Raw genomic sequence first — 12,694 nt, 5'->3', positions numbered from 1 at the left:
TAAAGAACTCACTTATTTAAATGAGTGTTCTTTTTCACCCAAAAGTGTTTCTAATGCGTGAATTAAAGCATGCTCACGCCCAAATGCTCCTGCCTTCGTAACAAGGGGGAGACCGTCATGAGGTCCTCCGAATAATTCCCCATAAGGAATACCAGCTTCAACCTCTCCCATGACTCGAATGCCTTTTCCATCTAACTCATTACAAGTAACTCCTGCAATGTCGCCTCCTGTTAAGACGAGACCTTGAATGTTTTGCTTCTTAAGGAGAATACGTGTGATTTCCCCTATGGTTTTAGCTATGAGTTGTCCAAGTTCAAAGTTTGATAGATTCATTGACTTCTGAAGCGCTTTCACTTCATCGAAAATAATAGGGTCACGATTCGTTGAGATAATCAAGTCTCCTTCTTGTAGAAGACCAATCCCTTCTTGGACAATACGCTGAACTTCTTGTTCTTTCTCCTCTTTGTTAAAAAACTTACTAGGATTAATAATAATTTCATTAAGCTTATTGTTTTCTTTTAAAGCTTGAATTTGATTGTGCGTCACCATACTCATGCTACCCGCTACGAATAAGATGGGGTGACGTGCTTTTCTTTTTTCAAGTTGATTTGGCTCAAACTTTTCTACATTCTTACTCAAATGAGCTGCGATTCCAGCTGATCCTACCCATAATGCTTTTTGCTCTAGTGAAGCTCCAGCTTTTGAAATGAGTTTTAGATCCTCATCGGTTTTTGCATCAAGTACGATAACCGATGATGGATTCGCTTCAGCAAATTCTTTCAGCTTGACTGACAAGTGCTCCGATCCATTTCGTACATCTTCGAGCGTAATTAAGCCGACTTTACGTTTGCTTTGCTTCTCTAATAACCTCTGAAGATGACTATCTGTTACCGGGCAAGTCGGATCATTTGAGAACTCGGATTCTTTGAGTGGTACACCGTTTACATAATGAAATCCTTGTTCTGTAATGCGGTGACTGCTTGGAAATGCAGGTACTACAAGTGCCACATCGAAGGAAGATTCATCCATCACTCCATCAATTTCTGCACCAACATTTCCTCTCATCGTCGAGTCAATTTTCTTGAAGATCTTCTTAACGCCACTGTTATGTAACGTTGACGCAATGTTTCGGACTCGATTGTAAGCCATTTCAGATTCGATTGCGCGACTGTCAGAATTTATGACAATCACATCTCCTGTAATGTTTGAGGGTACAAGCTGAGATTCAGAAAACAGTACTGTTGTTTTAAGATCTTGCTTAGCAAATTGTACTCCTGTGTCACTAGCTCCTGTTAGATCGTCTGCTATGATCGCTAAGCTCACCATCTTCTTCTCTCCCCCCTTTCTTCGCAATGGCTTTTAAAATATAAACAAATACTAGTGTGTAATTTTGAAACACAAGTAAGCGTTTGCAATATCTATGTTAAATCACTGTGTTGCATTTAGCAATACATTTTAAAAAATTTTCAAAAAAAATTGGCGTAAACTATTTAAGTTTACGCCAAAGCGTGGTTCTGTTAATCCCTAATCTCTCCGCAGCCTTAGACTGGTTCATATCTTCTTCTTCTAGCACTTTTTGGATGATTTTCCTCTCAATATCTTCTAAAGTACCTTCAATCTTGATTCCGTTGTCGTTTGCAACAGTATCCTCACCATTTATTCGTTTCCTGTTCAAAATCGATTGGATATGATTAAGATCTATATAATACGATTCAGATTCTTGAACCAGTTGTTCAATGATTTGTTTTAATTCGTCTACATTCCCTAACCAGTCATAATCGATCAGCAATTCTAATGCATCTTCTCTAACACCAACTACTTGTTTTCCGAACCTGGAATGGTTTTCTGAAATAAATAATTGAATTAAATTTTTAATATCTTCTTTTCTTTCTCGTAAAGGAGGATGCTCAATCACATATCTAGCTAATTGATAATAGAGGTCTCTGTCAAACTTCCTCTCATCAACCAAGCGTTCAATATTTGGAGAAGAAGATAGGATCCATTTAGGACCAGTTGCCGTGTGTTGCAACTGTTTCACTAATGACAACAACGTACGCTGCGCTTCTAACGAGAGTGCATCCACTTTCCGTAAATAAACGCTGGTTTCAACCTTTTGAAAAAAATCTTCTTCAATAAGTTGATTCAGTTGATCATCAGAAATTAAGTGACAGTGAATCACTATGAACGGATTTTCGAATTCCTGACGAGTTAAATAAATGGATTGGGCGATGAGTTCCTTCCCATTCCCTTCTTCACTTTTAATCCATACTGGTTCATCTATGTCCTTACATTGATCAATCTGCTTCAATACCCTTTGGGTGGATTCACTATGACCTGAAATCGGGATAAATGGAACTTCTTGCACCATTTCAATAAAAGGCAAATTCTCAAAGCTCGAATTCGTTAAACGGTGATTAAACAGTCTTTCTGCAGTAAAGATTATGGTTTCCTTCATCGTTACTGCAGAGAACCTCCAAAGGTCATCTTCAATGAGAACACTTTTCTTTATCTCCCCGTTTTCTTGTTTGGCTTGATGAATCATACTCTCGACTTCTTTGATCTCCTTCGGGTCAACATGAATGAAGTCTGATCTCCAAGTTTGGTTCTGGAATAACCATTCACCATCATGATTCAGGACTGCGATGGAGCGTTCATCTTTTTCCAAGATATTTTTGTAAAAAGACAAGTCATTGTTAAGCCTGGAAAATAAGCGATGCGTGCGTCTCGCATCCTCCAGAGCTTCTAACACAGCTTCTTTACCTGATGTGATGAGAATCCCATTTAACCCAATTCTTTTCGCAGCTTCCGTTGTTATAACATCTCCAATAACTACTTCGAATCCATCCTTCTTTAGCTCTTGCAGTTTGGACTCTACTTCTAGATCATGGTTTATGGTCATCGTTCTCACTTGTATGTCTAATAGATTACATATCGTTGAAGCTCCGCGCGTAATGTTTGGAAATCCAACAATTCCCGCTTTTCCTGTAAAACCTTTCACCATCGTCATAATGCGCAGGATATCATAACCAAATTCTTGGATATCAACTACAGGGATTTTCACATGCTGTTCAATCAGAGAAGAAGTACCTCCTCGACTGATAATCAGGTCAAAACCTTCTTCCTCAGCTTCTCGAGCATAAGCTAATCCCTCTTCAAGATTCCCTTGTTTTATGTATATATCAAAGTCATCTACTTCTTCTGCAACTTCTTTAACGATTTCAACTAACCCTTCATACGGAGTTATTACTAAAGCTTTTATCATAAAACCTCTCCTGTTGCAAAAATCAACACACTCTTATTTGTAACATAGGTTGGAACCGTTTACAATAATCTACTCTCATGTTTTTCCTTATACGACGATTTAATTTTGGATAAAGAAGGAAATATGTAAGACAAATGATTTTTTATCATAACCAGCACAAAAAGGGACTCCGCTAATAAGCGAAGCCCACTCTCAAAAAGATTATTCGATTGTCCCCATCATAGCGCGTAATACATTCGGATGGTCTGCAAAGTCTTTCGTTCCAGCACCATATCCAACATCATCTACTCGCATCGTTGGAATTGGCCCATACTCCTCTACAAAGTTAGCCACAATGGCAGCTCCTGTTGGAGTCGTTAGCTCACCTGTTATATTGGTTCGCTGAATAGGAATGCCTTTCATAATTTCTAATGTGGCCGGAGCTGGAACGGGATACAGTCCATGAGCGATTCGGATTTTTCCGTTCCCTACCGGTATATTTGAGGCATATACTTTTGAAATTTGGAGTTGGTCCATTAGGATACACGTACCGACAATATCAATAATCGAATCAACTGCGCCTACTTCATGGAAATGTACTTTCTCAAAAGGCATATTGTGTATTTTTGCTTCTGCCCTTCCTATCTTTTCAAAAATCTTTAGTGCCATTTTCTCTACATGCTCATTGAAGCCAGCTTGGCTAATGAGTTCAACAATGTCTGAATAGTGCCTGTGGTGATGATCATGTGAATGGTCATGTCCATGGTGATGGTGATGATGATGATCATGACTATGATCATTTTCATGTGTTTGATGACCATGGCTGTGGCCGTGATCATGCGTGTGATTATCATGACTGTGACTATGTTCATGAGCATGTGTATGAACATGTTCGTGAACATGCACATGCTCATGATGAAGAAGTACATCAAACTTCGTTGCTGACACACCTGTTTTCACAACTTTGTTAGATTCGATATCATACTCTTCTTCAATGTTTAACTTTTTCAATTCCTCTTTCAACAAACCCAGGTCCCCGCCAAGGTCTAAGAGGGCTCCGATGGTCATATCTCCACTAATCCCAGAGAAACAATCTAGATATAAGGCTTTCATTTTTGATTCATCCTTCTGTCTGTGTATTTTTATGAATAAGGGATACGTAATAGCCTGCACCGAAACCGTTGTCGATGTTGACCACACTAATACCTGGAGAGCACGCATTTAACATGGAGAGTAAAGCTGACATTCCTTGAAAGTTCGCTCCATATCCGACACTAGTTGGAACAGCTACAATTGGATTTTGGATAAGTCCACCTACTACACTAGCTAAAGCCCCTTCCATTCCAGCTACTACGACTGTAGCTTCAGCTTGTTCAATATCCTCTAAGTAGTGAAATAATCTATGAATCCCTGCTACGCCAACATCGTAAATACGTTTCACTGGTGAACCAAATGCTTCAGCCGTAACAGCCGCTTCTTCTGCAACATTTAAATCAGATGTGCCAGCACACACAATAGAAACATACCCATCGTACAAGTAAGTTGGTTCATCTTTATGACGCCAAAATAGTGTTCGAGCATCCTCGTTATGATCCAGGTCTGGAATGGATTCCAGAATGATAGATGCTTTCTCTGAATCTATTCGAGTTGCTAATACTCGGTTGGTCTTTTCTTTAAGCGCTTCTATGATCCGAATGATTTGCTCTGCACTTTTGCCCTCTCCATAGACAACCTCCGGAAACCCCGTTCGGTCTTGGCGGTTGTGATCCAATTTCGCATAACCCATATCATGAAAAGGAGTTAATTTGGATTTTGCATCCTCTATGCTTAAGTTACCCTCTTGAACTTGTTGTAAAATGTTATCCATATCTGTATTCTTCATCTCATATTCTCCTTACCCTCGGTGCTTTACAATCCAATCCCTTTATTCATACTACCACTCTTATAACCTTGCAGATCTAACGTAACATATTTATAACCGTAGGACTGAATGGTCTCTTGAATATCTTCATGGTTCTCTAGAACAATAGACATATCCTGAGGTTCAACCTCAATTCTGGCAATGTCCTCATGAGTACGAACACGCATCTGTCTTATCCCTAAGCCTTTGAGGTAGAGCTCTGATTTCTCGACCTTATCTAACTTTTCTTGAGTGATACGCTCTCCATAAGCAATTCGAGATGATAGACAAGCAAACGATGGCTTATCCCATGTAGGGAGTCCGTATTCTTTTGACAGAGCTCGAATCTCCTCTTTATGAAAATCTACTTCCTCTAAAGGACCTCGTACATGATATTCTTTTGCTGCCCGAGCACCTGGACGATACTCACTGTTATCATCTGCAATTAAACCATAGACAATATTCTTAAATCCATGCTCATTCATAATTGGATAAACTTCTTCAAACAATCCTTTTTTACAAAAGTAACAACGGTTTTTGTCGTTTTCTACATACCCAGGAATCGATAGCTCAGAAGTCTCAATCACTTGGTGGCTAGCATCAAGTTGCGTGGCTAACCGCTTCGCTTCTTCAAGTTCATGCTGAGGGTATGTTTCAGAATCTGCTGTGACAGCCAACACGCGATCTTTCCCAAGAGTGTCTAAGGCCACTTTTAATAAAAATGTGCTATCCACCCCTCCCGAAAAGGCAACGACAATGGAATCTAACTCTCGCAGATTATTTTTCAGACGTTCAAGTTTCTGTTCTATCATGATGAATATCTCCTTTCCCTCACAACGTATATGTAAAGGCATACATTTTAAATTAAATTTACATACATACTACAATAGATGCTTTAAATAGTTAAAGAGAAAATATATGTACTCCTAATCCTAGTGGGTATAGGGAACCTATGTGAAAACGGATACACAATAAGTGATAATAAGTAAATCACCCTCAAGAGAAGGATACCTTTAGTAATAGATAGATGTAATGTAATAGGTGCCAAATAGAATACTTAAAAATCCGATGCCTACTGTTAAGGTATTCATCCACTTAGCTTGTAGATTACATTTCGTAAAAGGTAAACCCAAAATAACGGTAAATAACATCATCCCTGTAACCGTTCCAACCCCAAATACAAGTAAGTATAGCACAGCTTCAACAGTTGTATCGATTGTCGCTACAATCAACACTATCATAGCAGCACTACCAGCTAAACCATGTATAAAACCTATAATGGCAGGCGAAAACAGGCTTACTTTTCTAGGTTTTGAACGGAAAACAGAAAGGACTCCACGAATCCCAAGATAAATAATCATCACACCAACGGTGACTTCAAAAAATCCTGATACACTTTCAGTTATCTCGATATTTAGAAGAAATACAATCATTCCCACTAAAGCAATAGTTAGTGTATGACCAACACCCCATACAACTCCTGCTAATGATGATTTTTTTAGACTTTTATTTTCACTGGCAAGTGTTGATACTGCCACAACATGATCTGGTTCAAGGGAGTGTTTAATTCCCAACAATAACCCCATAGCCAACACCGAAACGAACCCACTCATTTTCTTCTTCCTCTCTCTATCAAATTCTTGCAAACATTTGGATTGTATCATATCTATTCAGAAATCTGCTTACCAATCTAACTTAAAAATTTCATAGCATATACATAAAAGTGCCTGGCACCACCCAAATATAGTCGTATATCAAGTTCCTTAAAGAAAATCGGCTAGGTTTATTAGAATAATTGAAAGTCATAAAAAAGAAGCTTTTAGTACGGAAAGGTAAGAATCCGTACAAAAAACTTCTTTCACCTTAAAAGCATCTCCTCTTATTTAAAGATTCGTCAGTCTTTCTCATTCCTCAAGACATCCACCCAAACAATTCTTCGGTCATTGAATACATTGTTAGTGAACTGTCCCCAAAGCCTTTTACCAAAAGAAAACCGAAGCTAACGCAATCCCTGTAATGGCACCGAGAGCAAATGGAACTCCGAAACCTCTAAAACCAAAAAATCCATAACCTAAACCTCTTGGACCTCCTATAGGCCTAATCCATACATGCGATCTCGTTACTCGTGTTACTTCTCCAACATGCACGCGACCATGGCAACGAAGTCTTACTACCCTACCTTGTAAACGACAACATCTTTGATACATTGCATCATATGACATACATATCCTCCTTTGAAAACATAATTTAAAACTGATATGTATTCATAACTTATGCCGTATCTCTCCCCTTTGGACTAGTCATACGTTGAAGTCTAGATAGATTAGGTTTATATCTTTGTAAAACTTTTTAAAAAAAAGGTGATGTTTTATGAGTATTGTTGATACAAAAGCTTGGTTATTAGCTTTTTTTAAGAAGTGTCAATCCACATCCCATCATTCTCTATATGACATTCAATCAGAAGCATTATGCGAGCCGATAGAATCGTATTTATCTAACCTACACCCAGAAGAACTTCTTTATCATCTTCATCAGAATGGACTGTTTCAACCTAGAGAATGGAGGCGGATGGAAGCAGTCGTGAAGGAGATGGAAAAACAGAATGTATGGGAACTTATCCAGAAAGAGTTTCACCGGTTGAAAAACGAATGGAATGGCCCTGATATCCCGGTCTTTATTTTTCCAATCAAACATGGGGATAAACCGTTAAAACACAGGGCTACAAAAAAGAACGGATTAGCATTGAAGCGCGGTATTTTCTTATTTATTTCCTCTGATCACCCTTCCACCGAGCTCAAAGCCATATTAGCTCATGAATATCATCATGTCTGTCGCATGCGTGCACTCGACCTTAATGATCAAAAATTGGCGTTACAAGATTTGCTTGTTTTGGAAGGGTTAGCTGAGTGTGCAGTCAAGGATCGCTATGGGGAGAAGTGGTTAGCTCCCTGGACGTCTCTATACACCTATGAAGAAGTTGAATCCATTTGGAAAAGTCAGTTTAGGTCGTCATTATCCAACACGGATCCTGACCATCAATTCAAACTCATGTATGGCAAAACATTAAGCCGCTTCCCGAAATGGATCGGCTACAACATAGGCTATCAAGTCGTCAATGACTACCTAGAAAACCAAAGTCAAACTGACCACACCAAGTTACTAAAAGAGCCAGCCGAAACATTTATCAAGGGTTCTAAATTCAGATAAAGAAAGTGCCTGTCATCCCCCAAATTTTGTCGGATACATCATTTCATTCGACACATACCGGGTGGTGACAAGCACCTTGACGAAGGTGACGAACGTGTCATAATAATCATAGGTGAATAAAAAGATCTATACAATTTCCATCTTTTAAAGAAAAGGTGATTAAATCAATGGAACTAAAATGGAATGAAGAAAAAGTATCGCTTACTGATGTTCGAGCATGGATTGAAAAAGCAACCAACTCCCATCATGTTAAAGGTCCTACGAAGATATTCCGTTCGAATGATTGGGGAATTACAGCAATGTTCCAAGGGGATCAAGATTATGTTTGCAAAATTGCATTTTTGCCTTTATTTCAAACATCGCCCAGCATATATACCTTCTTAAACTCCCTAGAATCGCCCCACTTACCTCACGTGATAAAAGCAGAAAATTTCAATGGACAGACCTGGCTTCTCTTTACTCCTTTTGAAGGGGAAGTGGACAGCAAAACGGATTCAATTGACGATATAGTACAAATCGCTAGAACACTGGCACTTATACAGAATCAAGCCACACATAAAGACTATAAGGATATTCCAGTGTATTCCGTTGCAGATGTGGAATCTGAGTGCTTAGACTTCATATCTCATGTGAAGGAAAGATATCAAGAAGATTACAAACAAAACAGCCAGCTCATATCTAAAAACTTGAGCGTAGAACAAACAGAATTGGAACTGTTAGCTCTAGAGGAAACCTATACATACCTCAGGAAAGAGATTAAAAAGGCTTGTAGTTCTTTAGCTCAATATCCTATACCGCTATCCCTTTATCACCTAGATCTACATATAGGCAATGCAGCAAAACTTGATAATGGAGAAATGCTCATTTTTGATTGGGAGGAAGCTGTGATCACAATTCCTTTCTTTTCAATCAATAAGTTATTACAAAATGCTAAGAGGACAAACATGAGTAAGAATGAAACAGGTAAATATTTAACATGGACAGAGAATGAAAGCTTAGTTATCCAAACCTATCTTCAAACGTTAAATCTACCTATCAAACATGAAGAAGCTACAAAATTATTGGATATCTCCATGAGCGTTGTCCCTGTTTTCTATGCTTGTTTGAGTTTTCAATTCATTAAACAAGTTGGCTGGGAAAAGAGTGCTGCTGGCATGATTGCAGAAGATATTTTGCTTGCTTTTCATCGATTCAAGCATTTAGAAAGCAAAGGGATTATTTAGGTGCCTGCCCCCCATTGCTTTAAAGTAATGGGGGGGCAGGCACTTTATAATGAGCGTCATACACGTCTAACCAATCCCCAGCGTGTTAAAATAAGTGAGAACCAGAATTAAAAGAGGTGTTACGAATGAATATTGAAGTTTGGTCAGATTTCGTCTGTCCTTTTTGCTATATTGGAAAGCGTCGTTTAGAAGAGGCTTTAGCTGAATTTCCTGAAGCCGATCAAGTTGAGGTAAGCTTTAAAAGCTTTGAGCTGGATCCTAACGCTCCCGTTGATTCCGACAAAAACACGTATGAGCGTTTAGCGGATAAGTATGGAAAGTCTATTGAAGAAATTAAACAGATGACTGAAGGCGTCCGTCAGCAAGCAGCTTCAGTTGGGCTAGATTTTCAATTCGATACGATGATACCTACCAACACATTTGATGCGCATCGTATATTCCAACGCGCCTATGAACAAGGCTTGGGAAATCAAGTATCTGAGCAGTTATTCCACGCACATTTTGAACAATCAAAACACATCGGTGAACAAGAAACCTTAACGGATATTGCAATGAAAGCTGGTATGAACAAAGAGGATGTTGAGGCTGCCTTAACGGAAAACAAATACGCTGAAGCTGTCCGTAGTGATGAGCAAGAAGCACAACAAATTGGCGTCCAAGGTGTTCCGTTCTTCGTAATTAATCGCAAATTCGCGATTTCAGGAGCTCAGCCGAAAGAAGCCTTTTTGAATGGGCTACGTAAAGCGCTTGATGAGGAACAAAAAACGCCTGCATTTGAATCTATCGGAGATGATGGAGATGGCGTGTGTAAGGACGATAACTGCGATATTTAACAAAAATGGAATGCCCTATAGACGGGTGTTCCATTTTAATTTCACATAAAAAAAGCAGCCTGTAATCAGGCTGCTTTAGATGTATACATTTAAGGTAACTGTGGATTGCTATTCTTCGCTTCTTGTTCTCTTGGTTTACGATAGCCACCTGCGATATCCGCATTCTTAAATTCTTTCGCATATATAACTTCTTTTGCCGCTGAAGTTTCAAACTTTTCTCCGCCTACAGGTTGATACTGTGTCTTTTTATACATCGTATCCATCCTTTCTGTTGGAATTCGGCTCACATAATTTTTCTTCCCGTTGTTAAGGGTGAGTAAAACATAAAAATTTTAATATAATGTGTGAGGCACTTAAATAAAACCTATCTCCCCTTCATTCGTACACATTCCTGTCCCCTACCAAACGATGTTTAAGAATATATTTCGACAAAAACCCGGTCGTGACAGGCACCTTTCATAAAATTGTAAAACTTACTTTGTGAAATACTGAGCATTCAAAGGTATAATGAAGGTAACTTCTTAATGAAAGTGTGATACATATGAATATACTTCAATGGTTAACAGCAGCAACGCCCATTTTATCCGTGTTCTTATTTTTAATTATTCTTCGATTGCCTGCTACTAAGGCGATGCCTCTTAGTCTGGGAGCAACGTTTATTCTAGCTATTTTTGTGTGGAAAGTCCCTTCTATTCAAGTAGTAGCTGCTTCTTTTGAAGGAATTATCATCGCCCTATCCATTCTGTGGATTGTTTTTGGAGCGATCTTGCTCTTAAATACGTTAAAAAATAGTGGAGCGATGCAGGCCATAAAAAATGGCTTTCTTGGTATTACAAAAGATCGTCGTGTCCAGTTAATTATTATTGCCTGGTTATTTGGGTCTTTCATAGAAGGTGCAGCAGGGTTTGGAACACCAGCCGCTATCGGTGCTCCTCTTCTAGTCGCTTTAGGATTTCCTGCTTTAAGTGCAGCTGTACTTGCTTTAATTGCTGATAGTAGCGCTGTTTCTTTCGGGGCAGCTGGAACACCTGTCATTGTTGGAGTAGATCAGGGGTTGCGCCAAGGAGCATCTGTTTCTCCTATCGTCGCAGACCAACTTGGTACTCGCTCAATGGAGTCTCTTCTTCAATCTGTTGCTTCTCAAGCTGTTTTTATTGATTTATTCGTAGGAAGTTTCATCCCTCTTATTCTAGTTGTTATTCTCACAAGATTTTTTGGTGAAAACCGCTCTTGGTTAGAGGGACTGAAGATTTGGAAGTTTGCTCTTTTTGCAGGATTTAGCTTTACGGTTCCGGCATTTATCGTAGCTACGTTTCTTGGTCCAGAATTCCCTTCTATTATCGGTGGATTAGTTGGGTTGGTGATTGTCATTCCAGCGGTTAAGAAAGGCTTCTTACTTCCTGAAGAACCATGGCTTTTCCCAGAAGATGATCATGTTGAACAGAAAAACCAAGAGATCACTCTTTCTCTTCGAAGAGCTTGGCTTCCTTATATTCTAGTAGCCCTTCTATTAGTGTTAACTCGTTTAGAGATTTTACCTTTAAAGGATTGGTTGATGACTTTAACACTTGGATGGAATGAGATTCTTGGAACGGACATCAGCACCTCATTTCAACCACTTTATCTTCCGGGTACGATTTTTGTAGTGACGGTTTTGCTTACGATCTTTATTCATAAGATGACACATAACCAAGTATATGAGGCATTCCAAACCTCTGTAAAAACCATGATAGGAAGTGCAATTGCCCTAGGAACAGCTGTACCTATGGTACGTATATTTATCAATTCTGGTGTAAATGAAGCAGATCTAATGAGTATGCCAATGGAATTAGCGGTAGCTGCTTCGGAACTTATGAGTGATAAATGGCCCCTTGTTGCACCATTCATCGGAGCATTAGGTTCTTTTATATCAGGAAGTGCAACGTTTAGTAATATGATGTTTTCTCTGTTTCAGTTTAGTGTAGCCGATCAAATTCATGCATCACACGAAGTCGTCCTTGCCTTACAAGTACTTGGAGCCAATGCCGGAAACATGATCTGCGTCCTTAACGTCGTAGCTGCCGCGTCTGTAGTCGGGTTACTAGGTAAGGAAGGGACAATTATTCGTCACACGCTTGTTCCGATGTTCTTTTATGCGATTACTTCTGGGATTATCGGGTTTCTTATTATATACTTCATGTAAAATAGGTGCCTGTCCCTCCCCCGGATTTTGTCCTAGTTCGACATAAATCGGGTGGTGACAGGCACTACTGTTCGTTCTCTGTTAAAATGGTCATAACTAAATTTCAGT

The 12,694-nt window shown here is 39.1% G+C and carries 12 protein-coding genes; 4 read left to right on the top strand and 8 right to left on the bottom strand.

The genetic code is table 11. The features are described 5' to 3' along the window. Nucleotides 1-12 precede the first annotated feature (12 nt). The 7 genes from GS400_RS06190 to GS400_RS06160 form a co-directional block, all read right to left on the bottom strand. Nucleotides 13-1,326 (bottom strand): four-carbon acid sugar kinase family protein, encoded by a 1,314-nt coding sequence (locus GS400_RS06190; RefSeq protein WP_236561167.1) that lies wholly within the window; start codon nucleotides 1,324-1,326, stop codon nucleotides 13-15. 160 nt (nucleotides 1,327-1,486) lie between these two features. Continuing rightward, the gene (locus GS400_RS06185; RefSeq protein WP_160100019.1) at nucleotides 1,487-3,262 is read right to left on the bottom strand and encodes a PrpR N-terminal domain-containing protein; all 1,776 of its coding nucleotides are present in this window, start codon (nucleotides 3,260-3,262) and stop codon (nucleotides 1,487-1,489) included. 201 nt (nucleotides 3,263-3,463) lie between these two features. Continuing rightward, nucleotides 3,464-4,354, bottom strand: coding sequence for a nickel pincer cofactor biosynthesis protein LarC (locus tag GS400_RS06180; RefSeq protein WP_160100017.1), 891 nt, complete (start codon nucleotides 4,352-4,354; stop codon nucleotides 3,464-3,466). 7 nt (nucleotides 4,355-4,361) lie between these two features. Then, on the bottom strand, nucleotides 4,362-5,123 hold the full coding sequence (gene larB / locus GS400_RS06175) for a nickel pincer cofactor biosynthesis protein LarB (protein WP_160100015.1): 762 nt from the start codon (nucleotides 5,121-5,123) through the stop codon (nucleotides 4,362-4,364). A 26-nt stretch (nucleotides 5,124-5,149) separates the two neighbouring features. Further along, nucleotides 5,150-5,953 carry an ATP-dependent sacrificial sulfur transferase LarE gene (gene larE, locus GS400_RS06170; protein WP_160100013.1) on the bottom strand — a complete coding sequence of 268 codons (804 nt, stop codon included), beginning with the start codon at nucleotides 5,951-5,953 and terminating at the stop codon, nucleotides 5,150-5,152. 201 nt (nucleotides 5,954-6,154) lie between these two features. Beyond that, nucleotides 6,155-6,787 carry a sulfite exporter TauE/SafE family protein gene (locus GS400_RS06165; protein ID WP_236561166.1) on the bottom strand — a complete coding sequence of 211 codons (633 nt, stop codon included), beginning with the start codon at nucleotides 6,785-6,787 and terminating at the stop codon, nucleotides 6,155-6,157. 333 nt (nucleotides 6,788-7,120) lie between these two features. Then, on the bottom strand, nucleotides 7,121-7,363 hold the full coding sequence (locus GS400_RS06160; RefSeq protein WP_160100009.1) for a hypothetical protein: 243 nt from the start codon (nucleotides 7,361-7,363) through the stop codon (nucleotides 7,121-7,123). Between the two features lie 148 nt (nucleotides 7,364-7,511). On the opposite strand from GS400_RS06160, the gene GS400_RS06155 reads away from it, so the two are divergent. From GS400_RS06155 to GS400_RS06145, 3 genes are all read left to right on the top strand, one after another. After that, nucleotides 7,512-8,348 (top strand): DUF2268 domain-containing putative Zn-dependent protease, encoded by an 837-nt coding sequence (locus tag GS400_RS06155; RefSeq protein WP_160100007.1) that lies wholly within the window; start codon nucleotides 7,512-7,514, stop codon nucleotides 8,346-8,348. Nucleotides 8,349-8,515: 167 nt separating this feature from the next. After that, nucleotides 8,516-9,571 (top strand): hypothetical protein, encoded by a 1,056-nt coding sequence (locus GS400_RS06150; RefSeq protein WP_160100005.1) that lies wholly within the window; start codon nucleotides 8,516-8,518, stop codon nucleotides 9,569-9,571. Between the two features lie 125 nt (nucleotides 9,572-9,696). Then, a complete protein-coding gene (locus GS400_RS06145; RefSeq protein WP_160100003.1) occupies nucleotides 9,697-10,404 on the top strand; it encodes a DsbA family oxidoreductase in 708 nt (235 codons plus the stop codon). Between the two features lie 89 nt (nucleotides 10,405-10,493). Here GS400_RS06145 and GS400_RS06140 read toward each other — a convergent pair whose 3' ends face one another. Next, nucleotides 10,494-10,658, bottom strand: a complete 165-nt coding sequence (locus tag GS400_RS06140) for a YfhE family protein (RefSeq protein ID WP_160100001.1) — start codon at nucleotides 10,656-10,658, stop codon at nucleotides 10,494-10,496. Nucleotides 10,659-10,945: 287 nt separating this feature from the next. On the opposite strand from GS400_RS06140, the gene GS400_RS06135 reads away from it, so the two are divergent. Further along, entirely contained in the window at nucleotides 10,946-12,586 is a 1,641-nt protein-coding gene (locus tag GS400_RS06135; RefSeq protein WP_160099999.1) for an L-lactate permease, read from the top strand. The last annotated feature ends 108 nt before the right edge of the window (nucleotides 12,587-12,694 follow it).

This window comes from Pontibacillus sp. HMF3514, from assembly GCF_009858175.1.
In the GTDB taxonomy this organism is placed as follows: Bacteria; Bacillota; Bacilli; order Bacillales; family BH030062; genus Pontibacillus.
Note: the sequence above shows the minus strand (reverse complement) of the source record. Positions and strands in the feature narration are given on the sequence as shown.

Coding starts and splice junctions, on each gene's coding strand:
- GS400_RS06155 (WP_160100007.1), top strand. CDS start 7,512: ATGAGTATTGTTGATACAAAAGCTTGGTTATTAGCTTTTTTTAAGAAG.
- GS400_RS06135 (WP_160099999.1), top strand. CDS start 10,946: ATGAATATACTTCAATGGTTAACAGCAGCAACGCCCATTTTATCCGTG.
- larB (WP_160100015.1), bottom strand. CDS start 5,123: ATGAAGAATACAGATATGGATAACATTTTACAACAAGTTCAAGAGGGT.
- GS400_RS06140 (WP_160100001.1), bottom strand. CDS start 10,658: ATGTATAAAAAGACACAGTATCAACCTGTAGGCGGAGAAAAGTTTGAA.
- GS400_RS06145 (WP_160100003.1), top strand. CDS start 9,697: ATGAATATTGAAGTTTGGTCAGATTTCGTCTGTCCTTTTTGCTATATT.
- GS400_RS06180 (WP_160100017.1), bottom strand. CDS start 4,354: ATGAAAGCCTTATATCTAGATTGTTTCTCTGGGATTAGTGGAGATATG.
- GS400_RS06150 (WP_160100005.1), top strand. CDS start 8,516: ATGGAACTAAAATGGAATGAAGAAAAAGTATCGCTTACTGATGTTCGA.
- larE (WP_160100013.1), bottom strand. CDS start 5,953: ATGATAGAACAGAAACTTGAACGTCTGAAAAATAATCTGCGAGAGTTA.
- GS400_RS06190 (WP_236561167.1), bottom strand. CDS start 1,326: ATGGTGAGCTTAGCGATCATAGCAGACGATCTAACAGGAGCTAGTGAC.
- GS400_RS06185 (WP_160100019.1), bottom strand. CDS start 3,262: ATGATAAAAGCTTTAGTAATAACTCCGTATGAAGGGTTAGTTGAAATC.
- GS400_RS06160 (WP_160100009.1), bottom strand. CDS start 7,363: ATGTCATATGATGCAATGTATCAAAGATGTTGTCGTTTACAAGGTAGG.